The organism is Bacillus sp. 1780r2a1, from assembly GCA_024134725.1.
In the GTDB taxonomy this organism is placed as follows: domain Bacteria; phylum Bacillota; class Bacilli; order Bacillales; family Bacillaceae_H; genus Priestia; species Priestia aryabhattai_A.
In genome coordinates this window covers 480,868-505,107 of record CP099863.1, presented here as the reverse complement: position 1 = coordinate 505,107, position 24,240 = coordinate 480,868, and the positions used below count along the sequence as shown (strand labels likewise).

Genomic DNA, 24,240 nt, shown 5'->3' with positions numbered 1-24,240 from the left:
TTATTTGCCCCATACATTAATACCTACTTTCTTATTCTTTCAAACCTCATTCTCCTGATTTAAAATAATTTTATTTCAAATAGCTTGATTTTGAGTAAAAATAGTCGAAATAGTAAAGAGAGTTTGTTTAAAAGGAGCGCATGTAATGATAAATATAAATACTAGCACACAGGTGCTGAAACAAGATTCAGTCCTCGCTGCGCTAGAAAAGTCTTTAGCGATGATTGAATTCGATTTAAACGGCAATGTCCTTTGGGTTAACCAGCTTTTTGCTCAAACACTTGGATACGGGTGCGATGAAATGATTGGAATGAACCACCGTTCTTTTTGCACACCTTCATTTTATAACAGTATGGAATATGCCCAGCTTTGGCACAACCTACGATTAGGTAAAGCGTTTCAAGAAAAGATTCAACGAATCACAAAGCACGGAGAGCTTTTATGGCTAGAAGCAACTTATACTCCAGTCTTAACTGAACGGAATGAGGTAGAAGCTGTTATTAAAGTTGCTACAAATATCACAAAGCGTGAACAAACTACATCTCATCTTGTTAATGATCTAGACTTCATGTCTGAAAGCTTAAAGAAAAAAGCGGAAGAAGGAATTACTACAGTTCAGCACATGTCTGCTTGCATTCAGCATATTGTCGAAGATGTGAAAAAAAATATGGATATACTGTCTGAGCTTCAAACCCAAACAGACTCTATTCGTGGTATGGTCAAAACGATTCAAGATATCGCGAGCCAAACGAACTTACTCGCATTAAACGCAGCCATTCAAGCAGCTCATGCTGGTGAACATGGAAAAGGATTCGATGTAGTTGCAAAAGAAGTGCGCCATTTAGCTACCCGAGCAAACGAATCAGCAAAAGAGGTTCACAATAAAGTAGAAGAAATAACATCGGTTGTACACACCATTTTAAACGAGACGAACGCTTCTGAAAAAGCAATTAAATTAAGTAGAGAACAAATTGAAAAAGCAATTGCTAAATTTGTCTCAATTGATGAAGATGCTGAGTACTTGGAAACACAAACTAAAGCGCTAACAAAACTGTTAGAAGCATAAGGACGTTTTATACTAAAAAAAGCCTGAGAACTATCTCAGGCTTTTCCACTATTATTTCCACTCTGCTACGCGATTGATTGGTAAACGAACTGATGGATGACCTTCATCAGCTGCTTTACCGATTGAAATAAGCATCACTGGTACATGTCGTTCTTTATCCATTCCGAACACTTCTGTTACCTTCTCTTTTTCATATCCACCAATTGGGTTTGTATCATATCCGTAGGCACGTGCTGCTAGCATGATTTGCATAGATACAAGCCCACCGTCAATTAAGACAACATCTTTCATATCTTCAGTTGAAATTGTTTCAAAGTATGAAGAAAATGCTTGTTTAATATTGTCTTTTACGTCTTTTGGCATATAGCCTACTTCTACTGCCTTGTCATAAATTTCATCGAAGTATTCAACGTTTTGAATATCTCCAAATACCGCAATAACAGCTGCAGATGTTTCAACTTGAGTACTGTTAAACTTCGCAAGCTCTGCAAGCTGTGCTTTTGCTTCATCGCTTTCAATTACTAAAAAGCGCCATGGCTGCATGTTAACTGAAGATGGTGCAGTTGTTGCCACAGTTAGAATTTCTTCCATTTCCTCGCGACTGATTTTTACAGTTGGATCGTAGCGTTTAATTGAACGTCGCTCTTTTAAAATTTTATTGAAGTCATTTGTTGTTTGCATGTTAAATCTCTCCTCTTATGGTTATTTTTATATAAGTGCTTACTTAAAGTTATCTACTTTTATTAATGCAACTTTTACTACCTTACTCTCATTTTCTCGTTTTGTAAAATAATTAGCCTCTCGAAATAAATTAAAAATATTTTCTGATAAAAACCTTCACATAATAGACTAAATTTGTGCATTTATTCCGTGGTAAAATAAAGGATGCATTCTTACTTTTAATTATTGGAGATGACATAAGATGTTCTGGACAGTTATTGTTATTGTTGTTGTCAGCGCTCTTAAACTTTTAATTACATGCCTTCCTACCCCAGTCGTAGAGTGGCTTCACGGTAAATTTAAGCTACACCCTACCTTATCGATAGATTCAGCTGTTGTGAAGAGAAATGGCAGCACAATTGAAGGTGAAGAGAAAACACAAATTATTGAAGCCTTTAACAAAGCGACGTTTCTAGATCAGTACTACGTACACGATGGGAATCGAACTCACTATCTCAACCTTGAGCAAAATGAAACTCCCGTTATTATTCACAGTGTACACGGCAAGCATACCTTTGAACTGTTTATATACAGCTACAGCGATCATGTGGATGTAGTGAAAAAATTTAAAAAGAAAGTACTCGCTTATCGCATGCTTTCAGACGAATTTCAAACAAACATGTATGTATCATAAAAAACACCAAGGTGTATGTTCACCTTGGTGTTTTTGGTAGTAAAGAATAAATCAAATAGCGCGTAGTACATTCACTTTTCGCTCAGCGCAATCTTTAATCCAATCAGTGCAAATAGCGAGCCTTCAATCCAGTTAACGTTTCGTGAAACAGCTGGCCGTTTACGTAAGACTGTTCCTACTTTTCCAGCAAATAAACTGATTAATACAAAGACAAAAAGCGCTTGAACTAAAAACGTAATGCCATATACGAGCATTTGAAATGCTGCACTTCCATGGCTATCAGTAACAAACTGTGGTAAAAATGCCAGAAAAAACAGGGATACCTTTGGGTTCAAGATATTCATGATAATTCCTTTTTTGTAGAGTGCACCATAGCTTACTTGTTGAGTCTTCTCTACCTCTAAAGGAGAACTTTTTGCTGTAAATGCTTTATAAGCTAAATACAGTAAATAAGCGGCACCTGCATATTTAATGATAGAAAATGCAATAGACGATTGATATAAAAGTGCGCTTACGCCTAAAATCGTCGCTGAAATATGAACAATTAGACCTGTACATAAACCAAACGACGTCGCAATACCCGCATTTTTCCCATTAGAAATACTCTGAGCAAGCACAAATAAATTGTCTGGCCCTGGCATAATTGTAAGCAATAGAGCTGCTCCTAAAAAAGATAGCCAAATTAAGAAATCCATTGTCAAAACTCCTATGTATTATTTGCATTCAAACGACAATACTGCATTGAGCGTTCCTAGCTCAACATTGGGCATTCCACCACTATCAAAACAAGAGTTCGTTAGCGTACGCAGCTCTTTATTATTAAAGTAGGACTCTGAAAACACAAGTGATGCTCCTACGACAAGTACGACAGAAGAAATAACAGATAGCCTTTGAAGATTTGTTATTTTTTTAATAGTCCATCACCCTTTTTCTATATTTTAACATATATTCAAACAAAAAAAGCAGCATCTTATAATAGAAGCTGCTTTTTACTATGACTTATTTTACCCACTGCACTACATCGTCAAATTCTCTTCTTGTTTTCTCACGCTGTGGATTTTCAAGACGGTAACCAAATGCAACCATAACAGAGATATCGTATTGGCCATTCTCAAGAAGTCCTTGCTCTTTTAAAAGCTCATGCGTTTTTTCATAATTAAAGCCTTCAATTGGACAAGAATCAACACCAATTTGCGCTGCTGCTGTCATCATGTTTCCAAGTGCGATATACGTTTGCTTACTTGCCCAGTCAAACAGCGAACGGTCACTTTCAAATAAACGAGCGTCTTCTTCTTGGAACGCTCTGAATCGTGGTAAAACCGACTCTAACACATCTTCTGGCATCTCTTTAACCTTTTTTTGATGATTCATTGCGTATTCTGAGTCATAGCGTGCATCCGTACGCGCTAGAATGATAACAAAATGACTTGCTGTTGGCAGTTGTCCTTGCGCGCCCCATGAAACTTCTTTCAAGCGACGTTTTAGGTCTTCGTTCTCAATCACTAAAAACTTCCATGCCTCATAACCTAATGAACTTGGAGATAAACGCCCTGTTTCCATAATGAAACGAAAGTCTTCATCTGACACTTTCTTTGTCGAATCAAACTCTTTCGTTGCGTGACGAAAATGAAACGCATCTAGAATTTCTTGTTTCTTTGCTTCGTTGCTCATGATACATCCACCTTTCTTCTCTAATCAATTTCTATGTGTCATGGTAATGAATTTGATTACAGAATACAACTATTTAGCTTTTAATAATTGTCACTTCACCGACTTTACGATGAAGCTTAAACGAATTATTTATTTTTAACCCTTTATGAGTCGACCAATACCTTTAATTGATTTGTCAATCTGTTCATGGTAATCAAGCGCATCTAAAAAAACAAACCCTTCAATCATCACTAGCGTAAGAGCAGATAGCTCGTCTCGCTCCTCTTCACTATCCACCTTAATTTCTCGTGTAATACAGTCCAAAAATGTAGCACACATTTGATTTCCAACTGAGTAAAAAGGTTCTTCTTTTTTTGCTGCAATAGCAGCAAGCTCTAAGCATAGCTTAATGTAGGGTTTAATGCCCGGGTGTTTCATCATTTCGCGTAGATAAGGTAGTAAATCAACAAAATTTTTTTGCTCTGTGCGTGCACTATCCAATATTGTAATGAACTCATCAGTAATAGAATTTAAAGCTACTGTTAGTAGTTCTTCCTTATCCCTAAAATAGTGCATGAGCATGCGATCACTCGTGCTTGCAGCTTCTGCTAAATTTCGTAAAGTAGCTGTTTGCACCCCATTTTCAAGAATATATATTGATATATCTTGAACGATCTGATTTTTTCTTTTTTCTCCTTTTTTCATGCGATCAGTTCCTTCTTGTGTTTTTATGTAGTATATGCTACATTTTAATTATGTAGCAAACACTACATAATTATACTTGGAGGTTATGTACATGAGTCAGCCTGTTAAAAGCGTTACTTTTTCAAGAGATAAGCCGTATCTATTAACCCAAAAGCAAATATTTTTACTAACAGCTGTAGGTGTTATTTTTTGGTTTGTCGGTGCAATGTGTGTTAAGTTTGGTTCTGCTTTTGGTTTTTTCGGACCAACTGCTAGCATTTTCTCATTTGGAGCTGGAATTCTTATTTCTTGGCTATCTGTTAGGTTCATGGTTAAACTAGTTGGCTTATCCGCTCCACAAATTGTGCCCGGTGTTAGCTTTGGTCTAGCAGTTGCCACTTTTTTTGACGGGATTTTTATCACATGGGGGCCAACTTTGTACGGTTCTTCCTACGATGAAATTACACTTGGAGCTGCTTGGATTCTATGGGGAGCGTGCACGTTTCTTACAGCTGCTTTTGTTGAGGCTTGGCGCAGAGATATATAAATTCTTATAAAAAAAACCGTGTAGAAGTAATTCCAACTAAACTTTTACACGGTGTTCTTTAGTTTTCAGTGACAGGAATTCAACTTTCACTGCCAAACGTTGATGAATTAGTATTATTGCTTTCATTCTACGATAGCTCTGGATCTTACAAGAAGTTGCTTTATTCATGGCTACTAATACATTCAATTTGTTTTCCTTCCTTACATCTACAAAAACACCTAACATTCTGTGCACTTTTTTGTTGGAGAGAATAATTCTTACGTATCTCTCATCTCAACCTTTCAAATCTTATCTTTTGTTCCCTTGTTACATAGTGTTACCACAAAACAGAAGATTCTTGTAAAGGAGAATAACATATGCAGACAGAGTCGTCCTTAAAAAGGTTAAATCTATTTTATAGAGGAACATTTCAGTAGCTTAAGATTCTACTTCTACTTTCTCCTATGTTCACCCGCCTCTTTCAAGAGTACGTCGTTTCTTATCTAATCATTATGTTGTGTATCACATGCGGTAACCTCGTTATTGAATTGATTGCTACTTTAGAATTTGGTGACGAGCCAAAGCGATATTTTCCTCTTTTCTTAGCATTGAGCCTACCAGTTAACATTGGACTTCTTGTCATTTGGGGCATACGCTCTAAGTTATAGCCCTTCTTCTGCAGTTGAAAATTCCTTCCTCAAACGATATGTTTAAGACACAAGATTTTTCAAAAGAAAACGAGGAACTACTATGAAAAAAATTCTACTTGTCGATGATGATTTACATATTCTTAAGCTTGTAACTATTCACCTATCACAAGCTGGTTATGATGTGTTACAAGCGAAGCATGGAAGCGAAGCGCTAGAAAGGTTACAGAAGGAAAACGTTAATTTAGCAGTCGTTGATGTAATGATGCCTTTTGTAGATGGCTATACCCTGACGAGAGAAATTCGTCGCTTATACGATATTCCCGTTATTTTGCTCACTGCAAAGAGCCAGATTGAAGATAAAGAACAAGGCTTTTCAGCTGGAACAGATGATTATCTCGTAAAGCCGTTTGAACCAAAAGAGCTACTGTTTAGGATTCAAGCGCTCTTACGAAGATATGACAAGGAAGAAGATGCTTTCGTTATTAAGTTAGGACAGACAAGCATTAATAAGAAGAGCTACGAAGTCAAGGTGAGAACAAAAACACTGCTTTTACCCCTGCGAGAATTTGAGCTACTTGCTTTTCTCGCCACTAATTCGATGCGCGTTTTTTCCAGAGAAAATTTAATTGAACATGTATGGGGCCTTGATTATGAAGGAGACTCGAGAACTGTAGATGTTCACATTAAGCGTCTGCGGGAGCGCTTTGCCGGTTTGACAGACGACTTTCATATCAAAACGGTCCGTGGAGTTGGCTATTCGTTGGAGACAAAACAATCATGAAATCTCTTTATAGTAAATTTGTTGTTGTTACCGCTAGCATTATGGTGCTTAGCAGTGTATTAGCTTTTTTAGGTTCAAACCTTTACTACCAGCAAAAGCTAAAGCCATCAAACGATGCTAAGAATACAGAGATTGCTCTCGATATTGCTGAGTTCATCAATGAAAACCCAAATATTCAATTGACGAATTACCTTGAGAATATCGCTGAAGTAGGCTATCAAATTTATCTTGTTGATACAGATGAACGCGATCATTTTTTCGGAGCAGCATTCCGAGATACAGCATTAAAAAATGAAGTGAAAGCAAAGGTTTTAAATGGTGATATCTATCATGGAATGCGCCAGTTCCCCAAGCAAACGTTTGTAACAGGCTTTTTTGCAAATGAACTTACCAATACAATCGGTGTTCCAATTACGCATGACAGTAAGTCGTATGCCCTCTTTTTACGACCAGACATCAAGCTTTTGTTCAATGAAATGCATCTATTGCTAGCATGGCTATTGGCACTTACTATTTTACTTAGTATTATTCTTGTTTTATTTAGTACGAACTATTTGGTAAAACCGATTTCGAGCCTAACAGCAGCCACAAAAGTATTAGCGGCTGGAAACTTCCAGCCTAAGCTTCAAATGAAGCGAAACGATGAGCTTGGTGAACTCTCAAAAAGCTTTTTACAAATGGCTCAAAAGTTAGAACAGCTTGATGAGATGCGAAAAGAATTTATTTCAAATATCTCTCATGACATTCAATCTCCACTGTCCACTATTAAAGGGTATACCGGCCTTTTGGAACAAGAAAACTTAACAAACGATGAAAAAAGGCAATATATCTCCGTTATTAATAGTGAAATTACTCGATTATCGATTTTAACCCAACAGCTGTTGCTTCTTGCTTCCCTTGATCGAAACGAAGATATTATGAAGCCTCAACGCTTTCATATCGGAAAGCAAATTGAAGATTTAATTCAAACGCACCAATGGGCAATTCGTGAACGAGAATTGATGATTACTTATTCTCTTCCAGACATTACGATTGTAGGAGACCCTTCGCTGCTAAGCACGGTGTGGGATAACCTATTAACAAATGCGATGAAATATAATAAACCAGGTGGAACGATTGATGTTTCAATGAAAGTTGCTGATGATTATTTGATAGTCTCGTTCCAAGATACAGGAATTGGTTTAAGCACTTCACAGGAAAAGCGTATCTTTGATCGCTTTTATCGTGCTGATACCGCTCGTTCACAAACCGTAGAAGGAACTGGGCTTGGGCTTTCAATTGTTTCAACAATTGTGAAGCTTCATAACGGAGAAATTACGGTAGACAGTCAAGAAGGAAAAGGCACGTTATTTCAAATTGAACTTCCCATCTCCTGAAGCTACATCCCACTGGATGTGGCTTTTTTCATTTGTAACCTTCCGTTCATGGTCCATTCATAAAAGGCTTATACACTAAAAGTACGAAATCAAATTGGAGGAGATTTTGATGAACATCGCATGGAAAGAAATCAAAAAAAACAAAGCAAAATTTCTTATACTAGGTTCCATTATCTTTCTTGTAAGCTTTTTAACTTTTATTATTTCAGGCCTTGCAAATGGTCTATCGCAGGATAACGCAGCACTCATTAAAAATTTGCCTGACGGACAGTTCTACATGACGGAAGAAGCAGAAGAAACGTATAACCTCTCGTCAATTGACCGTTCTGTTCAGGAGAGTGTTCTAAAAGATTATAAAGGTGCTGTAGCTTTTTCAATTGGAATGGGTTTTGTAAATGATGAACGAGATAAACAACGTAGTGTTTCCTTTGTCACATCAACGGATTCAAAGCTATTTCCAAATCTAAATCAAGGTGAAGTTGTACTAGACGCTTCTTTGAAAAAAGAAGGAATCAAAGTTGGCGACACCCTTACTCACGACCAATATGATGGGACGTTTATGGTGAAAGGCTTTGTCGATGAAGCCAAATATAATCATACACCCGTTGCTTACATTAATGAGAGAGACTATCAAAGAATGTTTGCCACAAAAGAGATGCAGCTAATTTTCTTACCAAACATAGATGAAGCTCCATCTTTTAATGGTCTTCAATCTTTTTCAAACAAAGAATTTTTAAGTACCATCCCAAGCTACAGTGCTGAACAAATGTCATTGAATATGATCATTTGGTTTTTAATTATTATTAGCGGTATGCTGTTTGCCATTTTCTTTTATATGATGAACGTTCAAAAAATTGGACTGTACGGAATTCTAAAAGCAATTGGAATGAAAACGAGCAGGCTGTTTACCATCATGTGGACGCAAATGCTGATTATCACTGCTGCTTCTATTGTATTAGCCATTACATGTAGTCAGCTATTCAACCTAATAGCACCTGAAGGAATGCCGTTTAGCTTACCTGTTCTAACTACTCTTCAGCTTGCTGGTGTGTTTTTGACTATTGGCTTTATCGGCTCGACGTTATCTGGTATACAAATTAAAAAGATTGAACCTTTAAAAGCAATTCAGCAAGGAGAGATGTAAAATGACGACTTTTACAATAAAAGATGTAAAAAAATCGTTTCTAAGCGGCGAACAAACGGAAGATATTTTAAAAGGAATTAAGCTTTCATTAAAAGAAGGTGAAATTACGGCTCTTGTTGGTGCATCAGGTTCTGGAAAAAGCACGCTTCTCACAATTGCAGCTGGACTACAGTCCGCATCGAGCGGACACATTATATTTGAAGGAAATGACTTGGTAACCATGAAACCTGAACAAATACGGAAACTGCGTGCAAGCAAGTTTGGGTTTGTGTTTCAATTTGCTCACCTTGTGCCATTTTTGACGGTTGAAGAACAGCTTCTCTTAATGTTAGACGTAGCCGAAGTATCAATGTCAAAACGAGAAAAGAAGCAAGAAGTACAGCATATCTTAAAACTTGTAGAAATGGAGCATCGAAAGAGCGCATACCCTCCTTCTTTATCAGGAGGAGAAAAACAGCGCGTCGCAATTGCTCGAGCCATCATCCACAAACCAAAAGTATTATTTGCTGATGAACCAACGGCAAGCCTTGATTCAAAGCGTTCAAAAGACATCATGGTCCTTTTACAAAAGTTAACAGAGTCCCTAAAAATCACCACGCTCATCGTTACGCATGATGAAGAAATGCTTACCTATACAAATCGGGTGATTCGTATGAGCGATGGCATTATTATAAATAATTAAAAAAACAACCTTTTCACACCTAACACGGTGAAAAGGTTGTTTTTTTATTTTTTAGATGGTCTACCGATATACTCCATGATAAAAAATCTTTAAAATGCTAACCCTACATCCTATAGTGTTATTTTTTCAAAGTATGATACATAGTGTCCCATATTCAGTTACTGACTTGTTACGTTATACCAACTAGAAAGCGACGAAAGAAGGAATGCTTATGCCAGAGCAAGAATTAGCAAGAGGTTTAAAAAATAGACATGTCCAATTAATTGCTATTGGAGGTGCCATTGGTACGGGACTATTTCTGGGATCAGGAAAGTCCATTAACTTAGCGGGACCTTCTATTTTGTTTGCCTATATGATTACAGGACTAATTGGTTTTCTCATTATGCGCTCACTAGGTGAATTACTCTTAAGCAACCTTAATTATCACTCTTTTGTCGATTTTGTTCGTGATTATTTAGGAGACATGCTTGGGTTTATTACAGGTTGGACCTATTGGTTTTGCTGGATCTGTATCGCTATGGCTGATTTAACAGCTATTGGACTTTACACTCAATATTGGTTTCCATCCGTATCGCAGTGGATACCAGGCCTCATTGCGCTTGTGATTTTACTCATCATGAACCTAGCAACGGTCAAGCTATTTGGTGAAATGGAATTTTGGTTTGCATTAATTAAAATCATTGCCATACTCGCTTTAATTATTATAGGTACTTTTATGATTATTAAAGGTGCGTCCACACCAAATGGAACAGCTAGAGTGAGTAACTTATGGATTCACGGAGGCATGTTTCCAAATGGCATGAACGGTTTTATTCTCTCATTCCAAATGGTTGTATTTGCTTTTGTAGGAATTGAGCTTGTAGGATTAACGGCAGGAGAAACAGAGAATCCTGAGCGCAATATCCCACTTGCTATTAACAATATCCCTATTCGAATTTTACTTTTCTACATCGGTTCCCTTTTCGTCATCATGAGCATCTACCCTTGGAATGATGTAGACCCCTCTCAAAGCCCATTTGTGCAAGTGTTCGCTGCAATTGGCATCATTTCCGCTGCTACGATTGTTAACTTTGTCGTCTTAACATCAGCTGCTTCGGCAGGAAATAGTGCTGTATTCAGTACAAGCCGCATGGTTTATTCCCTGGCTAAAGACCAAGATGCACCAAGTTCTCTAGCAAAAATCAATGCGCGACAAGTGCCTGCAAACGGACTCTTTTTCTCAGCTGTGATCATTTTAATTGGAGTTATTTTAAATTACACCATGCCAGAAGGTGTATTTACTTTAATCACGAGTATTTCAACCGTATCATTCATTTATATATGGGGGATTATCGTTATTTGTCATATGAAATACAAAAAAGAACGTCCTGATTTAGCAAAAGAAAATCCGTTCAAAATGCCACTTTACCCCTATACTAACTATTTAGTTTTAATATTTTTAGCATTTATTTTAGTGGTATTAACTCTCGCTTCAGATACGCGTGTTGCACTATTTGTCACGCCTTTTTGGTTTATTTTGCTCGTTGTTCTCTATAAAGTTAAAAAAACAAAACAAGATTCTTTGAATGATTGACATAATGAACAAAAAGCACCTTCACCAAGAATGTAGAAAGTGAAGGTGCTTTACTTTATAAAACTTATTCGATGCCTAGCTTCTCAATTCGCTTGATTAATCGTTCTTTATATATACCAGAAGAAAAAGATGTTTGAGCTAAATAATCTTCTGCTTCGCTTTGGTATTCTTCTGCGTTTTCAAGTTCTTCCTCATTTCCGTTTTTAAAATACTCACCTGCTCCAATCATCAGTTCACTATGAATATGAAACGCCTTCAATAGTAGTTGGTGGTCATGTTCAAACATTTCTGGTGGCTTTACGCCTTTTAATTCTTTATAAATGTCTTCAAACTCACCTTGTGCTCTTTCAGCAGGCTTTGTTAACTGTTTAAACTCTGAATCCCATTCCGTGTTTGTGTCAATGGAGCTATTTTCAATTGAACGCGAAAACTGTTCTTGTATCGCTACATCCTTCACTAATAAATCGAGAGCGAGCTGCTCATATTCTGCTTCCGTGAGCTTTTTTGGAATCATTATGTAAATGATGACACCGATAATTAAAATAAGACCAGCAATAGTAAGTTGTTTATTATTCTTTCCCATACGTACCACTTCTTCTACACGCAGCGCTGACGTGTTCTGCTTTTTTTGTACAGGTTCACTCATCTTTTCACTTCGATCAATTACTGCACCGCACCCGCTACAAAACTGATCTTCTCTTCCCAGTGAACTTCCACAGTTTGTGCAAAATTTCATCCCTGCCCCTCCTACCTATTTTTTTATAACAAACTAGTAAAATTATACTATAAAATAAATAAAATTAGATAGACTAATTAACCTATACAATACGTTATTATGCTTTACTCTCCAATATTCCAACCTACTGTATACATCAACTCAATCTTTGTTTGATTGCAGCAAATGATTATCTTTAGGTTTTTTCTTTTATGTACTGCGTTTATATGGTGGTATTTTTGATTCATTTACATAGAAAAAGGTTGAGGAATTCCCTCAACCCTTTTTGTATTCTTATCCTGTAAAAAAGCTAATAACCCCTATCAGTACTAGGAATATTAAAATAATAGAAATAACCTGCACAATTCTAAGAACAAATCGCGAGCTAGAGTTATTGTTCCTTTGATCTAGCTTATTATTTAAATCATCTAACTTTCTTTCTATTTCACTTAGACGATCTTCTGTATTCATTTAACCCCTCCTCTACACACCAAACCCATTTACTATTATAGTATAAAATAGAATTTTTTAGTAATTCTATCTATAATAATTATCTATAAAAGACACCCTTCCAACAAATCCTATATTATGTTAAATTGGAATTAATATCCTTATTTACACATAGAGCTTTACTAATAGAAAAGGAGGATATTATGCTAAATTCATATACCTTTATCATTATGACTACTTTAGTGATTCTTATTTTTTCTTACCTTATTGGACGAAAGAAGGAATCGTTGCGATATGTCATTCCCCTTGCTGTAGCAGTGCTTAGCCTAGCAGGATTTATAATTAGCTTACTAGTTGGAGGATGGGAAGGGCTTGGTTATGGAGCGTTGAGCATCATGGTTTTTATAGCTGCTGTACTGTCTTTACTCATCATGACAATTGCTCAAGTGATGAAGCGTAGAAAATAGCTGTTCCACATGGAACTATTTTACTTTCTTTAAGGGGGAACGCTGTGCTATGGATATCGTTTTGGACTTTATTCTTGAAAACCTCTTTATGTTTATCATGATTTTATTTCTAGCATTCTTCATTAGTATTCTGATTAAGAAAAGAGTGCTGGTTCTCACTTTTTCAATTTTCACGCTTATAAGTATTCCGTTCATTTTCATTGCTTGCGGAGTTTTGTACTACCTTTCACATTGGCCTCTTCTCGTGTACTTTGGGTTTGTTGGTTTAATTAGCTTAATCTTTCTTGTTCAAGTTCTTTATAACTATAAAATGTGGAAAAAAGAAGAACAGAGTTAATTTTAAAATAGATTATTTAGGCAACACTAGAGATACCCTTACATAAAGAGGTGTCTCAACGTGAACTCATGGATGCAAAATATAGATTTATCAGCAAAAGGCGTTTGGTTTCCTATTGTAATAAGCGGCGCTTTGTTTCTTTATTCACTCATTATGCCTAAACGCGAAATTAACTGGGTTGATTATTATGTGACGTTCAGCTTTATCGGTTATATCGCATGGGTCATCAATTCTTTAGTTGGTCGAATGTTTGACTTAGTTGATTTAGGGGACAAAAACGTCACAGGAATTGGAGAATTTGTTAGCTATTCCATCATCCCTTCTGCTCTTGCCGTCATCTACGTTAATTATGCTACAGCCAAGAATCGCTGGTCGCTAGTAATACTTTTCACGGTCATTTCCACATTAATTGAGTGGGGAATGATTGCAGTGGATTACTTACATATCAAAAACTGGAGCTTTTTTGCTTTTTCAGTTATTTTATATTTTATTGTGTTTGCCTTTGTATTACCTTGGCATATGCGGTTTATAAAAAGATAAACTTAAAACTTTACATATCGAGAACTATCGATTAGTATAAGGCCATGGAAAATAAACTTGTAGATATTTTTAAGGTTTTGGGCAATGAAACTCGTTTAGAAATGTTGAAGTGGTTAAAAGATCCAATGGAGTATTTTGATAAGCCTACTGCGCACCTTTCAAAAACTATTAGTGAAAAGGGTGGTGTTTGTGTGGGAGATATTCAAGAACGCGCAAACTTATCACAATCCACTACTTCGCATTATCTCTCAATGCTTCAGCGCATTGGATTATTGGAATCAGAAAGACATGGAAAATGGACTTACTACCGCAGAAACGAAAAAAAGATTGCGGAGATTGCTGAAATCATAAAAAAAGAGCTGTAAGTTCTTTTTTTTGCTTTAACATATCTATAAATCTCGATATAAGGATGTGAAATCATGAAATTTTGGATTTATATTGTGGCTGTGTTAGCTGGAATGTCTCTTAGTATTGAAGGTGCCATTTACGGTGTGCTAGGTCAATCCGTTGGTAAACTAGAAAGCAGCTTTTATAACTTCGCAGTTGGTTCTGTAATCTTAGGAATCGTTGTGCTGTTTTTAGGAAAAGGATCACTTTCCTATACGGTAAAAGCACCGAAATGGCAGCTTACAGGCGGCGTATTTGGCGTTATTTATTTAACAATTTTAGTTATTGGCGTCCCGCTTCTCGGCGTTGGCTTAACAATGATTAGCGTAATTGTCGGACAAATGGCAATGAGTATGATTATTGAACATAAAGGCTGGTTAGGTAGTAGTAAAACACCTATTACAAAAGAAAAAGTAATGGCCGTTGCGTTGATGGCCATCGCTTTACTACTCGTTTTTTAATTAATTAAAGGAGGTTTTACGATGAGTTTTATCTTGCTCATTGCAGCTGTTATCGGTGGAGTATTACTTAGTGCTCAGTCTTCCGTAAACGGGGCGCTCAGTAGAAAAGCCGGTACGTATGAAAGCGCGTTTCTTACCTTTGCAACAGGTGCACTTGTTTTATTTTTACTCATTTTATTTTTTGGCAAAGGTGATGTATTAGCTCTTTTAGATGCGCCAAAATGGCAGCTAAGTGCGGTTTGGTTTGGGGTTGGCTATTTATTCTTAACTGTTTTAGCCGTTCCGAAAATTGGTGTTATTGCAGCCAATATTTCTACGGTTATTGGCCAACTAAGCGCAGGAATTATTATTGATCACTTTGGATTCTTTGGCGGTACACAAATTTCATTAGACTGGAAACGTGGGCTCGCTATTGTGCTAATGTTAATTGCTTTAAGATTAATCTATGTTGGAAACAAAAAGTCTGTTGAAAAAACAACTTCAAAAGTCGCATAGACGATAAAAGCCACTCTAAACGAGTGGCTTTTGTTAGATTATTTCTTTCTCAACACCGCGCGTACTGGGCTTCCGTCTGCTTCCGCTAGTGAAAGTGGTAAAGCGGCTAACTCATAGTCTCCTTCCTCAATAGTATCAAGCACAAGTCCTTCTAAAATATGAACGCTATGTGCCGCCAGTTCATGATGTGCAGCTAGCTCTTTGCTATCAAGCGGGTCCACTGAGGGTAGGTCGAGACCAAGCAAACGAACGCCTTGTTCTTCCAGATATTCGGCTACCCCTTTATCTACAGGTGGAATAGACGTTGGAAAGGTCTCGCGATTCGTCCACGCACCGGTCTTAATAAGCAGTCGCGTTACCCCAGCTAAGTCGATTTTTTTTAGATCTTCAACGCTTATGCTGGAAGGATTGTGAAGGTGCACAACTTTCGATTCTCCAATATAAAGGTTCACGTCTAAGTCCTTTACTTTTTTCCCTTCACTATCAAAATGAAAAGGAGCATCAATATGAGTACCTGTATGTACACTCATTGTAATTTCACCTACATTGACTGAACCAGACTCCTCTTTACTCCAGCTCACCCTGTAGGAAAACGGCGTATCGCCTGGCCAACACGCCACCTTGTTATTAAGCGGTTGTGAAACATCGATCCATTTATTCATTATCTAGCACCCTTTCTATCTATCCTTATAGCTTTGTACGTAGACTCCATAATTCCGGGAAGAAATGCTTATCAAGCGCACGTTTTAAATAGTTTACCCCTGAAGAACCTCCTGTTCCCGGCTTATTGCCGATAATTCGTTCAACGGTACTCATATGGCTAAAGCGCCATGTTTGCTGCTGATTACCAATATCAACAAGCTTTTCAGCTAATTCGTACAGGTCCCAATACTGATCAACATTTCGATATACCGTTAGCCATGCTTCTTCTACGCTTTCATTTGGTTCATATGGCTGTGACCAGTCACGCTGCAATGCTTCCTCATCTACTTTTAATCCTCTCTTTACAAGCGCTCGAATAGAAGCATCATAAATGCTAGGTTCATAAAGAGCCTGAGTCATCTTTTCGTAGAGTGCTTCGTCGTGTTTGTACACCGAAAGCGCATGAATGTTCTTATTACCAAGTGCAAATTCAATTAAACGATTTTGATACGACTGAAATCCTGATGATTGTCCAAGCTTATCGCGAAATTCCATGTATTCAGCTGGCGTCAACGTAGAAAGCACGCTCCATGACTGAATGAGCTGCTGCTGAATTCGTGACACGCGAGAAAGCATTTTAAACGAAGGTTCTAGATTGTTTTCACGAATGCAGGCAATCGCAGCCGAGAGCTCATGCAGAATAAGCTTCATCCACAGCTCGCTTGCTTGGTGAATAACAATAAACAGCATTTCATCATGGTGATCGGAGAGGCGATGCTGACTTGATAGTATGGAATCAAGCTGTAAGTAATCTCCGTATGACATTGCTTTTTCAAAGTTCGTCTGTAGGTTTTGTTCTAATTCTATCGCCGTTCTCTTCTTTTCGTTTGGCGTATTCATGTTATGTCCCCCTTATTGCATCTCTTTAAATTCATCTTTTACTATATTTCTAGGTGCACCTACGTCTACCTTCTTACGCTTTGCAATAAAATATGCAATTGTTAAAAATATAAGCCATGGAATACCAAATTGAAGCATAATCTTAAAGTCTGTGAACCATGTTGTAATCATAAGGATAAGTAGCAAAATAGCTCCTAAAATGGTTAAGTACGGAAAGCCCATCATTCGCACAGGGAGCACGCGCCCACCTGATTTCTCCCATTTTTTACGAAAAAACAGATGAGATATAAAAATCATAAACCAGGTAAACATCGCGCCAAACATGGAAATACCCATCATAAAGGCATAGGAAGACCCAGGAATAAAAGCGTTGACAGCCGCAGCTAAAAAGATGCCACCAGTTGAAATACCTAATGCCCAAACTGGTACGCTTTTCTTGCTGAGCTTCCCTAAAAATGCCGGAGCATTATTTGTTTTTGACAAAGAAAACAGCATGCGTGTCGACGCATACAGCTGGCTATTCATCGCAGAAAGAGCCGCTGTTAAAATAATAAAGTTCATAATGCCAGATGCCGCTGGAATATTTAAAATCTCCATCACTTTGACAAACGGGCTTTTGTCAACCTGGGCTTGTTGCCACGGGACAATCATCAGCATAATACCAATTGTTAAAACGTAAAACGTTGTTAAGCGAAATACTGTTGCTTTGAGTGCTTTTGGAACGGCCACATCAGGATCTTTTGCTTCTCCAGAAGTAACGGCAATCATTTCTGTTCCTAGAAAGCTAAAAAGCGAAATAAAAACGGCCACCCACATACCCCAAAAGCCGAACGGTAGAAAGCCTCCATCGTTGACAAGATTTTTCGTACCGATGGCTGAACTTGGCTCTGCACCAAATAATATGTATGAACCTAAGAGGATAAAGCCTACGATAGCGCTAATTTTAATCATTGAAAACCAATATTCAAACGTTGCAAACGTGTTTACGCTCGTTGCGTTAATATAAATTAAAACTCCAGCGAATATCACAATCCACACTACCCCTGGAACGGTTGGAAACCAATACTTCATGTATAATGCAATGGCGCTCACCTCTACTCCTACTGCCAGTACGTTAGCAATCCAATACGAATAGCGAACTAAAAAGCCTGCGAGCGGATGAACATACTTTTCAGAAATGGTACCAAACGATCCTGCTGTCGGGTGAGCAACGGTCATTTCTGCTAAGCATCCCATTAAAAGTAGTACAACAAATGCTCCTAACGCATAGCTAGCCAATACGCTTGGCCCAGCTGTTTGAATTGCAAGTCCACTTCCTAAAAATAAACCTGTACCAATTGCACAGCCCATTGAAATCATCGTCAGCTGGCTCGTTTTTAACTTTCGCTTCAACCCTTTATCTTGATTTTCATTCGTATGCAGGTGAGATTGATTGGTTTTCATAGGTCATCTCCTCTTAGATTGAACTTTTACCTATAGAAACTGCTTACTTCGTTCAAGTAAGCAGCTGTTAATTTACGCGACGACTTCGCGCTCGTTTTTAAATTGTTCGTAAAGCTTCTCACTCATGATTTTTTTCAATGCTTGAACTACTTCCCACACCTCGCTATAGGACGTATATAAAGCTACAGGTGCTAAGCGAATAATATTTGGCGCACGAAAGTCAGGAATAATTCCTTCTTTCTTTAACGCTTTACAAATACGTGCTGCTTCTTTATGTTCAAGACTCACGTGGCCACCTCGGCGTTTGTCATCCGTATGGCTGCCAAGAGTAAACCCGTATTCTTTTAACTCTGCGTTTAGTAAATCCATTAAGTACCGGTTAATACGAAGTGATTTTGTTCGAATGCGTTCAATGCCTGCTTCCTTAAACAGCTCAAGTGATCCGATTAGCGGTGCCAGACTGAGCACATGTGGCGTACCAATCTGATAAGCACCTGCTGTATGAGCCGGTGTTAGCGTATGCTCCATATCAAACTGCTTTTCTTTCGTTGAGCTGAACCAACCTGCTAAGCCTGGAAGAGTCCCAAAATGCTTTTTATTCACGTATAAACCACCAACAGCTCCTGGCCCACCGTTTAAATGTTTATAGTTGCACCAGTAAGCAAAATCAACGCCCCAGTCGCTAAACTGATGAGGAATTGCTCCAATGGAATGGCAGCCGTCAAATCCAATAATGATTCCGCGCTTATGAGCTTCCGTAGTCAAGCGTTCCATATCTAATACTTGACCGCTTCGATACAAGACAGTTGGCAAGACAATTAACGCTACCTCATCTGTCATCGCTTCAATGATATCCTCTTCCTCTAAAAAGCGACCATCGCGGCTTTTTACGCAAACTAAATGTTCATCGGGATCGTAGCCACGCGTACGCAGCTGACTTTGAAGCGCATAGATATCGGATGGAAACGTCAGCTCATCCGCTAAAATTTTCGTACGTGTTCCGCTTGGTTCGTAAAACGTTGAAACGAGTTGATGAAGGTTTACCGTTGTTGAACCTGTTACAATAACCTCTTCAGGAGAACCTCCTACAAGCGGCGCCATCATTTCACCAAGTTGTTCAGATAGTGAAAACCAAGGATATTTCCCTTGTGTCCAGCCGTCAATTCCCTGCTCTTTCCAATCTGTGATAACTTCCATCAGCGTTGTTTCAGCTCGCTTCGATAGAAGCCCTAGCGAATTTCCATCCATATAAATACTGCCTGGCTTGAGGTAAAATTCTTCTCGAAAAGCCGCTAATTTATCCTGCGCATCCAGCTTCTCTGCGCATTCTTTTGTTGAGTCAAACATCGTATTCTCCCCCTTTTAGCATTTGTAATCGCTATCTTAACAAAAGATTATCAAACAATATGACACAGTGTCAATATTATATTTCTGAAAATTATAAACATTTTCAGAAACTACCTCTTTTCCTTTTATCAGATTTTCTATATGCTAGAAATTAAAGAAAGCTGGGAGGGATCGTCCATCATGACAGAACATAACATAGAAGATAAGCGACATTTGCGTTCGATTAAAACGCGCCAAAAACTATTACACGCAGCCAAAGAAGTGTTTATGGAAGAAGGGTTTCAAAAAACAACCATTAAACAGGTTATTGAAAAAGCTGAAGTTGGCTACGGAACAGCGTACGTTCATTTTAAAGGAAAAGAAGAGCTATTAATCGTTCTCATGGACAGCGTCATGGCGGAATTCTATAAGATTGCAGAAACCTCCTTTTTTCCACAAACAAAAGAGGAAGCAACGGATATCATTCATAAACAAACAAATGCTTTTTTACATATGGCCGAGCATGAACGCAGCATGATGCAGGTATTCGAACAAGCAATTGGAATTGCTCCTGTCGTGTCCGAAAGCTGGAAAAACATTCGAAAGAAATTTATTCAGCGCATCTCACAAGATATCGCTTATGCTCAAAAGAAGGGGCTTGCTAGAGATGAATTAAATCATGAGTTAGTAGCAAGAGGCTGGTTTTTCACTAATGAAATGTATCTATGGGATATCGTTCGGCATGAATATGAAAGCTCCATTGAAGAAATTGCGCGGAACATTGCATCTGTTTACATTCGAGGGCTATATAAATAAGAAAAAGCCCCTACAAGGGCTTTTCTTATTTATCTTTTAACGTACGTTTTAAGAACTCACGCGTACGTTCTTGTGTTGGATTATTAAAGATTTGCTCAGGAGTACCTTCTTCTGCAATGACACCTTTATCCATAAAGACAATGCGATCTGATACCTCTTTAGCAAATTCCATTTCATGCGTTACAATAAGCATTGTTAGACCTGACTCGGCAAGTTCCTTCATAACCTTTAATACTTCTCCTACCATCTCAGGGTCTAAAGCTGATGTTGGTTCATCAAACAAAAGGACATCAGGCTTCATGGACAAAGCACGAGCAATGGCCACACGCTGCTTTTGACCACCTGAAAGCTGTCTTGGCTTTGCATTAATATATTGATCCATTCCAACGACCTTTAAATAGCCCAACGCTACCTTTTCAGCTTCTTCTTTTGAACGCTTTAATACTTTGACTTGTCCTACCACGCAGTTATTTAAAACATTATGGTTATCAAATAGGTTGAACTGTTGAAAAACCATTCCTAGGTTTTTGCGGTAATCAAAAAGATTATGACGGTCATCTAAAATGTTTTCGCCTTTGTAAATAATCTGTCCACCGTTTGGCTGTTCTAATAAATTGATACAGCGAAGAAGCGTTGACTTCCCTGATCCTGAAGAACCAATAATCGTCACGACTTCTCCTTTGTTAACAGAGAAATTAATATCCTTTAATACTTCATGACTTCCATAAGCTTTGTTTAAATGCTGAATATCAATTACTTGTTCCATTTTCTTATACCTCCTTACCCTTCATTATCGATTTTGGTCCGTTTTAATCATCGTGTAGCTATCGGGTCCGTCTAATTTACGCTCAAAGTAACGCAGAATCTGTGATACGGCAAACGTCATGACGAAGTAAATCATACAAGCAACAAAGAATGATTCAAAATATCTAAAGTTGTTTCCTGCGACTGATTTCGTAACAAAGTATAGCTCAGACACAGAAATAACGTTCAATACTGACGTATCTTTAATATTAATCACAAACTGGTTACCCGTTGCTGGTAAGATGTTACGAATAACTTGAGGCAAAACAACATTCATCATTGTTTGATAATGATTCATCCCAATGGCTTTAGCTGCCTCGAACTGTCCCTTATCAACTGAAATAATACCCCCTCGTACAATCTCAGCCATATATGCTCCCGTATTAATTGATACAACAATCACCGCTGCTAACATCACGTTCATATCAAACCCAAATGCAAGCGCTGAACCATAGTAAATAACCATTGCTTGCACGATCATTGGCGTACCTCGGAAAAATTCAATGTATACAGATAAAACGAAATTCGTTACCTTCAACCCTGCTTTTTTCAGCCCGCTCTTTGGCGTTGGAACAGTGCGGACAATACCGGCAACCAACCCAATAATCGCTCCAATAACGGTACCTGTTAGCGCAATTAGCAGCGTCATCCCAGCTCCGCGTAGGAACATTGGCCAGTTTTCTGAGATGATTGTGATAATCCATTCAAAACTCATCGTTCTTCCTCCTTTACCTCATTACAAAACCGACTGCAGTATACAGCCGGTTTTATGTCATCATTATTTTGCTGCTGGTTGATTTTTGATTGCCGTATCCATAATGCTAGTGCGCTCGTCTTCTGAAATGCCTTTTAAGGCTTTATTAATTTCTTCTTTTAGTTCACTGTCTTTTTTAAGACCTACCGCTACAGCTGTATCATCAGCTGATGTTTTAAAGCCATCTTTGAACTCAACCATTGCAAAATTATCGTTTGCTGCTGAAGCACTTACTGCTTCAGGTCGCTCTGATACATAACCATCAATAACTCCTGACTCTAACGCTACGCGCATTGCTGGGAAATTATCCATTGCTGTTTCTTTTGATACACCTTTAATTTGATCAATTACTGAATAGTGGAACGTGTTTAATTGAGCCGTAACTTTTGCACCTTTGAAATCTGCAATTTTTGTAGCTCCCTCATACTTACCACCTTTTTTCACAACCATTACTAAGTTTGAATTATAGTAGTTATCAGAGAAATCGATTGTTTCTTTTCGCTCTGAGGTTGGTGACATTCCTGCAACAATCGCATCAATCTTACCTGATGTTAAGGCTGGTACAAGTCCATCCCACTCAGTTTTTACAATTACTAGCTCTTTGCCTAATCCATCAGCAATTTTCTTGGCCATTTCAACATCGTAGCCGCCTGCATACTGTGAGCTGCCTTTAATTTTAACCGCGCCATTTGAATCGTCGTTCTGAGTCCAGTTAAATGGTGGATAGCCCGCTTCTAAACCTACCGTAAACGTATCAGCATCTCCTGAACCTGATGCTGACTCACTGCTTTGCCCACAGCCTGCTAATAAAACGACTGCTGAAAGCAATAATGTTAAGAAAAACCCTGCTTTTCTTTTCATAATTTGTTTCCCCCTTATATCTTTTTAAGCTTTGAAGACAATAAAAAAACGACCCGAGATATACTCAGGTCGTTTCGTTCATCGTTCCCTAAAGTCCTCTCTTTTAAAAGATGAGATAGCACAACTCAATAAGCTGGTAAACTTATCGAGACAGTCCTGCAGTTCTTCACTACAGACCCAGCAAGCAATCGTTGAGAACAATTTACTCACTTCGGCGATATTTCCTTCTCCCTAGCTTCAACGTCTCTCAAACTCTACTAAAGACTGTTAAATACCGCGCCTCTACCTCACTTGACTAAAAGTGAGGTCTTATTAAATTTGTTTCAAGTCTACATCTTTCTTCCTAATCTGTCAATCTGGTTTTTATTGGATAGGTTGTTGGATAATCCTTCCACCTCTAGATAATACCAATTTTATACAGAATAAAAAGATTAATTTAATGAATGTTGGTTTTTCTAAAGTTTCCACCCTTTACTTCGGCAACGTCATATACGCGCACAAATGCGTTCGGATCAATCTCGTTGATAATTTCCTTCATCTTACTTTCCTCTAAACGGTTAATGACGCACGTAATTTCTTTGAACTTCTCATGAGAATATCCGCCGTATACTTCTTTATATGTAGCGCTTCGACCAAGTCGATCACGAATCGTTTTAACCATTAAGACAGGCTCACTTGTAATAATTTCAAACGCTTTTGAACCGCTTAGTCCTACTTCAACGACATGAATGACCTTTGAAGCAATGAAGTAAGCAATTGCAGAAAGGATAGCTCCTTGTAAGCCAAACACAAAAGAAACCACGATAAAAACAAACATATTTAAAAATAAAATAAGGTCACTTGTTCCAAACGGGGACTTTCGTGAAAGGAGAACAGCAAGCATATCAATACCGTCCAATGCGCCTCCGTTACGCAGTGCTAAACCCATTCCAAAACCAAGGATTACACCACCTACAACGGTTACTAAAAGCGTATCTCCTTCGATAATTGCTGGAGTATGATGCATAAGAGTTGTACTAATTGCTAGAGAAGCAATACCGATGATTGAAAAGATAGCGAAGCTTTTTCCAATTTGTTTATATCCTAACCAAATGAACGGAAGGTTGATAATAGCGATTAACACACCTAGTGGAACTCCAAAAAGCTGTGAACCAACGATGCTAAGTCCCGTTACGCCCCCATCAGATACGCTATTTGGAATTAATACTGTTTCTAACCCATAACCTGCGATAATGCCACCAATGATGACTAAAAGGCCTCGAAACAGCAGCTTTTTTTTACTCGATTTTCGATGCTGTTTTAACGCATTCATGTAATTCCTCACTTCTAATGTTTTTTGACACACATAATTTTATC

General features: G+C 38.0%; 29 protein-coding genes and 1 riboswitch. Of the genes, 15 read left to right on the top strand and 14 right to left on the bottom strand.

The window, feature by feature from the left end:
• Positions 1–145 precede the first annotated feature (145 nt).
• On the top strand, positions 146–1,066 hold the full coding sequence (locus NIZ91_02660) for a methyl-accepting chemotaxis protein (protein ID USY55606.1): 921 nt from the start codon (positions 146–148) through the stop codon (positions 1,064–1,066).
• Between the two features lie 51 nt (positions 1,067–1,117).
• On the opposite strand, the gene NIZ91_02655 is transcribed toward NIZ91_02660, so the two are convergent.
• On the bottom strand, positions 1,118–1,747 hold the full coding sequence (locus NIZ91_02655; GenBank protein ID USY55605.1) for a nitroreductase family protein: 630 nt from the start codon (positions 1,745–1,747) through the stop codon (positions 1,118–1,120).
• 241 nt (positions 1,748–1,988) lie between these two features.
• Here NIZ91_02655 and NIZ91_02650 point away from each other — a divergent pair, with 241 nt between their 5' ends.
• Positions 1,989–2,420, top strand: a complete 432-nt coding sequence (locus NIZ91_02650; protein USY55604.1) for a YfmQ family protein — start codon at positions 1,989–1,991, stop codon at positions 2,418–2,420.
• Between the two features lie 71 nt (positions 2,421–2,491).
• Here the strand turns inward: NIZ91_02650 and NIZ91_02645 are convergent, their stop codons facing one another.
• From NIZ91_02645 to NIZ91_02635, 3 genes are all read right to left on the bottom strand, one after another.
• Positions 2,492–3,115, bottom strand: a complete 624-nt coding sequence (locus NIZ91_02645) for a LysE family translocator (GenBank protein USY55603.1) — start codon at positions 3,113–3,115, stop codon at positions 2,492–2,494.
• A gap of 304 nt (positions 3,116–3,419) precedes the next feature.
• Complete coding sequence (locus NIZ91_02640) at positions 3,420–4,091, bottom strand: NAD(P)H-dependent oxidoreductase (protein ID USY55602.1); 672 nt, start codon at positions 4,089–4,091, stop codon at positions 3,420–3,422.
• A 135-nt stretch (positions 4,092–4,226) separates the two neighbouring features.
• Entirely contained in the window at positions 4,227–4,775 is a 549-nt protein-coding gene (locus tag NIZ91_02635) for a TetR/AcrR family transcriptional regulator (protein ID USY55601.1), read from the bottom strand.
• 91 nt (positions 4,776–4,866) lie between these two features.
• On the opposite strand from NIZ91_02635, the gene NIZ91_02630 reads away from it, so the two are divergent.
• The 6 genes from NIZ91_02630 to NIZ91_02605 all read left to right on the top strand — a co-directional run bounded on the left by NIZ91_02630 (position 4,867) and on the right by NIZ91_02605 (position 11,486).
• Positions 4,867–5,301 carry a hypothetical protein gene (locus NIZ91_02630; protein USY55600.1) on the top strand — a complete coding sequence of 145 codons (435 nt, stop codon included), beginning with the start codon at positions 4,867–4,869 and terminating at the stop codon, positions 5,299–5,301.
• A gap of 729 nt (positions 5,302–6,030) precedes the next feature.
• Positions 6,031–6,711, top strand: a complete 681-nt coding sequence (locus NIZ91_02625; protein USY55599.1) for a response regulator transcription factor — start codon at positions 6,031–6,033, stop codon at positions 6,709–6,711.
• A complete protein-coding gene (locus tag NIZ91_02620; GenBank protein ID USY55598.1) occupies positions 6,708–8,087 on the top strand; it encodes a HAMP domain-containing histidine kinase in 1,380 nt (459 codons plus the stop codon). The genes NIZ91_02625 and NIZ91_02620 overlap by 4 nt, the downstream gene beginning before the upstream one ends.
• A gap of 109 nt (positions 8,088–8,196) precedes the next feature.
• A complete protein-coding gene (locus tag NIZ91_02615; protein USY55597.1) occupies positions 8,197–9,231 on the top strand; it encodes an ABC transporter permease in 1,035 nt (344 codons plus the stop codon).
• Between the two features lies 1 nt (position 9,232).
• A complete protein-coding gene (locus NIZ91_02610; protein USY55596.1) occupies positions 9,233–9,913 on the top strand; it encodes an ABC transporter ATP-binding protein in 681 nt (226 codons plus the stop codon).
• A gap of 205 nt (positions 9,914–10,118) precedes the next feature.
• The gene (locus NIZ91_02605; GenBank protein ID USY55595.1) at positions 10,119–11,486 is read left to right on the top strand and encodes an amino acid permease; all 1,368 of its coding nucleotides are present in this window, start codon (positions 10,119–10,121) and stop codon (positions 11,484–11,486) included.
• 64 nt (positions 11,487–11,550) lie between these two features.
• Here the strand turns inward: NIZ91_02605 and NIZ91_02600 are convergent, their stop codons facing one another.
• Together NIZ91_02600 and NIZ91_02595 are read right to left on the bottom strand one after the other, a co-directional pair.
• Positions 11,551–12,222 carry a zinc ribbon domain-containing protein gene (locus NIZ91_02600; GenBank protein USY55594.1) on the bottom strand — a complete coding sequence of 224 codons (672 nt, stop codon included), beginning with the start codon at positions 12,220–12,222 and terminating at the stop codon, positions 11,551–11,553.
• A 273-nt stretch (positions 12,223–12,495) separates the two neighbouring features.
• Entirely contained in the window at positions 12,496–12,672 is a 177-nt protein-coding gene (locus NIZ91_02595) for a hypothetical protein (GenBank protein ID USY55593.1), read from the bottom strand.
• A gap of 182 nt (positions 12,673–12,854) precedes the next feature.
• Here NIZ91_02595 and NIZ91_02590 point away from each other — a divergent pair, with 182 nt between their 5' ends.
• The 6 genes from NIZ91_02590 to NIZ91_02565 are packed head-to-tail and all read left to right on the top strand — an operon-like array spanning position 12,855 to position 15,338.
• Positions 12,855–13,118, top strand: coding sequence for a hypothetical protein (locus tag NIZ91_02590; protein USY55592.1), 264 nt, complete (start codon positions 12,855–12,857; stop codon positions 13,116–13,118).
• Positions 13,119–13,167: 49 nt separating this feature from the next.
• Positions 13,168–13,455 (top strand): hypothetical protein, encoded by a 288-nt coding sequence (locus NIZ91_02585; GenBank protein ID USY55591.1) that lies wholly within the window; start codon positions 13,168–13,170, stop codon positions 13,453–13,455.
• A gap of 60 nt (positions 13,456–13,515) precedes the next feature.
• Positions 13,516–13,995 (top strand): hypothetical protein, encoded by a 480-nt coding sequence (locus NIZ91_02580; protein USY55590.1) that lies wholly within the window; start codon positions 13,516–13,518, stop codon positions 13,993–13,995.
• Between the two features lie 44 nt (positions 13,996–14,039).
• Entirely contained in the window at positions 14,040–14,360 is a 321-nt protein-coding gene (locus NIZ91_02575) for a metalloregulator ArsR/SmtB family transcription factor (GenBank protein USY55589.1), read from the top strand.
• Positions 14,361–14,414: 54 nt separating this feature from the next.
• Complete coding sequence (locus NIZ91_02570; protein USY55588.1) at positions 14,415–14,843, top strand: DMT family transporter; 429 nt, start codon at positions 14,415–14,417, stop codon at positions 14,841–14,843.
• 21 nt (positions 14,844–14,864) lie between these two features.
• Entirely contained in the window at positions 14,865–15,338 is a 474-nt protein-coding gene (locus tag NIZ91_02565; GenBank protein USY55587.1) for a DMT family transporter, read from the top strand.
• A 38-nt stretch (positions 15,339–15,376) separates the two neighbouring features.
• On the opposite strand, the gene kynB is transcribed toward NIZ91_02565, so the two are convergent.
• The 4 genes from kynB to kynU form a co-directional block, all read right to left on the bottom strand.
• The gene (kynB, locus tag NIZ91_02560; GenBank protein ID USY55586.1) at positions 15,377–16,000 is read right to left on the bottom strand and encodes an arylformamidase; all 624 of its coding nucleotides are present in this window, start codon (positions 15,998–16,000) and stop codon (positions 15,377–15,379) included.
• Positions 16,001–16,025: 25 nt separating this feature from the next.
• The gene (gene kynA / locus NIZ91_02555; GenBank protein USY55585.1) at positions 16,026–16,880 is read right to left on the bottom strand and encodes a tryptophan 2,3-dioxygenase; all 855 of its coding nucleotides are present in this window, start codon (positions 16,878–16,880) and stop codon (positions 16,026–16,028) included.
• 12 nt (positions 16,881–16,892) lie between these two features.
• Positions 16,893–18,323 carry an amino acid permease gene (locus NIZ91_02550; protein ID USY55584.1) on the bottom strand — a complete coding sequence of 477 codons (1,431 nt, stop codon included), beginning with the start codon at positions 18,321–18,323 and terminating at the stop codon, positions 16,893–16,895.
• 72 nt (positions 18,324–18,395) lie between these two features.
• A complete protein-coding gene (gene kynU / locus NIZ91_02545; GenBank protein ID USY55583.1) occupies positions 18,396–19,670 on the bottom strand; it encodes a kynureninase in 1,275 nt (424 codons plus the stop codon).
• Between the two features lie 180 nt (positions 19,671–19,850).
• Between kynU and NIZ91_02540 the strand changes: the two genes are divergently transcribed.
• Positions 19,851–20,465, top strand: coding sequence for a TetR/AcrR family transcriptional regulator (locus NIZ91_02540; GenBank protein USY55582.1), 615 nt, complete (start codon positions 19,851–19,853; stop codon positions 20,463–20,465).
• A gap of 25 nt (positions 20,466–20,490) precedes the next feature.
• Here NIZ91_02540 and NIZ91_02535 read toward each other — a convergent pair whose 3' ends face one another.
• The 4 genes from NIZ91_02535 to NIZ91_02520 form a co-directional block, all read right to left on the bottom strand.
• Complete coding sequence (locus NIZ91_02535) at positions 20,491–21,231, bottom strand: amino acid ABC transporter ATP-binding protein (GenBank protein USY55581.1); 741 nt, start codon at positions 21,229–21,231, stop codon at positions 20,491–20,493.
• 24 nt (positions 21,232–21,255) lie between these two features.
• The gene (locus tag NIZ91_02530; protein USY55580.1) at positions 21,256–21,984 is read right to left on the bottom strand and encodes an amino acid ABC transporter permease; all 729 of its coding nucleotides are present in this window, start codon (positions 21,982–21,984) and stop codon (positions 21,256–21,258) included.
• 63 nt (positions 21,985–22,047) lie between these two features.
• Positions 22,048–22,884: a transporter substrate-binding domain-containing protein gene (locus NIZ91_02525; GenBank protein ID USY55579.1), complete on the bottom strand. Its 837-nt coding sequence runs from the start codon at positions 22,882–22,884 to the stop codon at positions 22,048–22,050.
• A 108-nt stretch (positions 22,885–22,992) separates the two neighbouring features.
• Positions 22,993–23,177: riboswitch (Lysine riboswitch) on the bottom strand.
• A 143-nt stretch (positions 23,178–23,320) separates the two neighbouring features.
• Complete coding sequence (locus NIZ91_02520; protein ID USY55578.1) at positions 23,321–24,196, bottom strand: YitT family protein; 876 nt, start codon at positions 24,194–24,196, stop codon at positions 23,321–23,323.
• Between the last annotated feature and the right edge of the window lie 44 nt (positions 24,197–24,240).

Bases quoted from the DNA above. Each gene is read 5' to 3' on its own strand.
- NIZ91_02660 (USY55606.1), top strand. From the start codon at position 146: ATGATAAATATAAATACTAGCACACAGGTGCTGAAACAAGATTCAGTC.
- NIZ91_02655 (USY55605.1), bottom strand. From the start codon at position 1,747: ATGCAAACAACAAATGACTTCAATAAAATTTTAAAAGAGCGACGTTCA.
- NIZ91_02650 (USY55604.1), top strand. From the start codon at position 1,989: ATGTTCTGGACAGTTATTGTTATTGTTGTTGTCAGCGCTCTTAAACTT.
- NIZ91_02645 (USY55603.1), bottom strand. From the start codon at position 3,115: ATGGATTTCTTAATTTGGCTATCTTTTTTAGGAGCAGCTCTATTGCTT.
- NIZ91_02640 (USY55602.1), bottom strand. From the start codon at position 4,091: ATGAGCAACGAAGCAAAGAAACAAGAAATTCTAGATGCGTTTCATTTT.
- NIZ91_02635 (USY55601.1), bottom strand. From the start codon at position 4,775: ATGAAAAAAGGAGAAAAAAGAAAAAATCAGATCGTTCAAGATATATCA.
- NIZ91_02630 (USY55600.1), top strand. From the start codon at position 4,867: ATGAGTCAGCCTGTTAAAAGCGTTACTTTTTCAAGAGATAAGCCGTAT.
- NIZ91_02625 (USY55599.1), top strand. From the start codon at position 6,031: ATGAAAAAAATTCTACTTGTCGATGATGATTTACATATTCTTAAGCTT.
- NIZ91_02620 (USY55598.1), top strand. From the start codon at position 6,708: ATGAAATCTCTTTATAGTAAATTTGTTGTTGTTACCGCTAGCATTATG.
- NIZ91_02615 (USY55597.1), top strand. From the start codon at position 8,197: ATGAACATCGCATGGAAAGAAATCAAAAAAAACAAAGCAAAATTTCTT.
- NIZ91_02610 (USY55596.1), top strand. From the start codon at position 9,233: ATGACGACTTTTACAATAAAAGATGTAAAAAAATCGTTTCTAAGCGGC.
- NIZ91_02605 (USY55595.1), top strand. From the start codon at position 10,119: ATGCTTATGCCAGAGCAAGAATTAGCAAGAGGTTTAAAAAATAGACAT.
- NIZ91_02600 (USY55594.1), bottom strand. From the start codon at position 12,222: ATGAAATTTTGCACAAACTGTGGAAGTTCACTGGGAAGAGAAGATCAG.
- NIZ91_02595 (USY55593.1), bottom strand. From the start codon at position 12,672: ATGAATACAGAAGATCGTCTAAGTGAAATAGAAAGAAAGTTAGATGAT.
- NIZ91_02590 (USY55592.1), top strand. From the start codon at position 12,855: ATGCTAAATTCATATACCTTTATCATTATGACTACTTTAGTGATTCTT.
- NIZ91_02585 (USY55591.1), top strand. From the start codon at position 13,168: ATGGATATCGTTTTGGACTTTATTCTTGAAAACCTCTTTATGTTTATC.
- NIZ91_02575 (USY55589.1), top strand. From the start codon at position 14,040: ATGGAAAATAAACTTGTAGATATTTTTAAGGTTTTGGGCAATGAAACT.
- NIZ91_02570 (USY55588.1), top strand. From the start codon at position 14,415: ATGAAATTTTGGATTTATATTGTGGCTGTGTTAGCTGGAATGTCTCTT.
- NIZ91_02565 (USY55587.1), top strand. From the start codon at position 14,865: ATGAGTTTTATCTTGCTCATTGCAGCTGTTATCGGTGGAGTATTACTT.
- kynB (USY55586.1), bottom strand. From the start codon at position 16,000: ATGAATAAATGGATCGATGTTTCACAACCGCTTAATAACAAGGTGGCG.
- kynA (USY55585.1), bottom strand. From the start codon at position 16,880: ATGAATACGCCAAACGAAAAGAAGAGAACGGCGATAGAATTAGAACAA.
- NIZ91_02550 (USY55584.1), bottom strand. From the start codon at position 18,323: ATGAAAACCAATCAATCTCACCTGCATACGAATGAAAATCAAGATAAA.
- kynU (USY55583.1), bottom strand. From the start codon at position 19,670: ATGTTTGACTCAACAAAAGAATGCGCAGAGAAGCTGGATGCGCAGGAT.
- NIZ91_02540 (USY55582.1), top strand. From the start codon at position 19,851: ATGACAGAACATAACATAGAAGATAAGCGACATTTGCGTTCGATTAAA.
- NIZ91_02535 (USY55581.1), bottom strand. From the start codon at position 21,231: ATGGAACAAGTAATTGATATTCAGCATTTAAACAAAGCTTATGGAAGT.
- NIZ91_02530 (USY55580.1), bottom strand. From the start codon at position 21,984: ATGAGTTTTGAATGGATTATCACAATCATCTCAGAAAACTGGCCAATG.
- NIZ91_02525 (USY55579.1), bottom strand. From the start codon at position 22,884: ATGAAAAGAAAAGCAGGGTTTTTCTTAACATTATTGCTTTCAGCAGTC.
- NIZ91_02520 (USY55578.1), bottom strand. From the start codon at position 24,196: ATGAATGCGTTAAAACAGCATCGAAAATCGAGTAAAAAAAAGCTGCTG.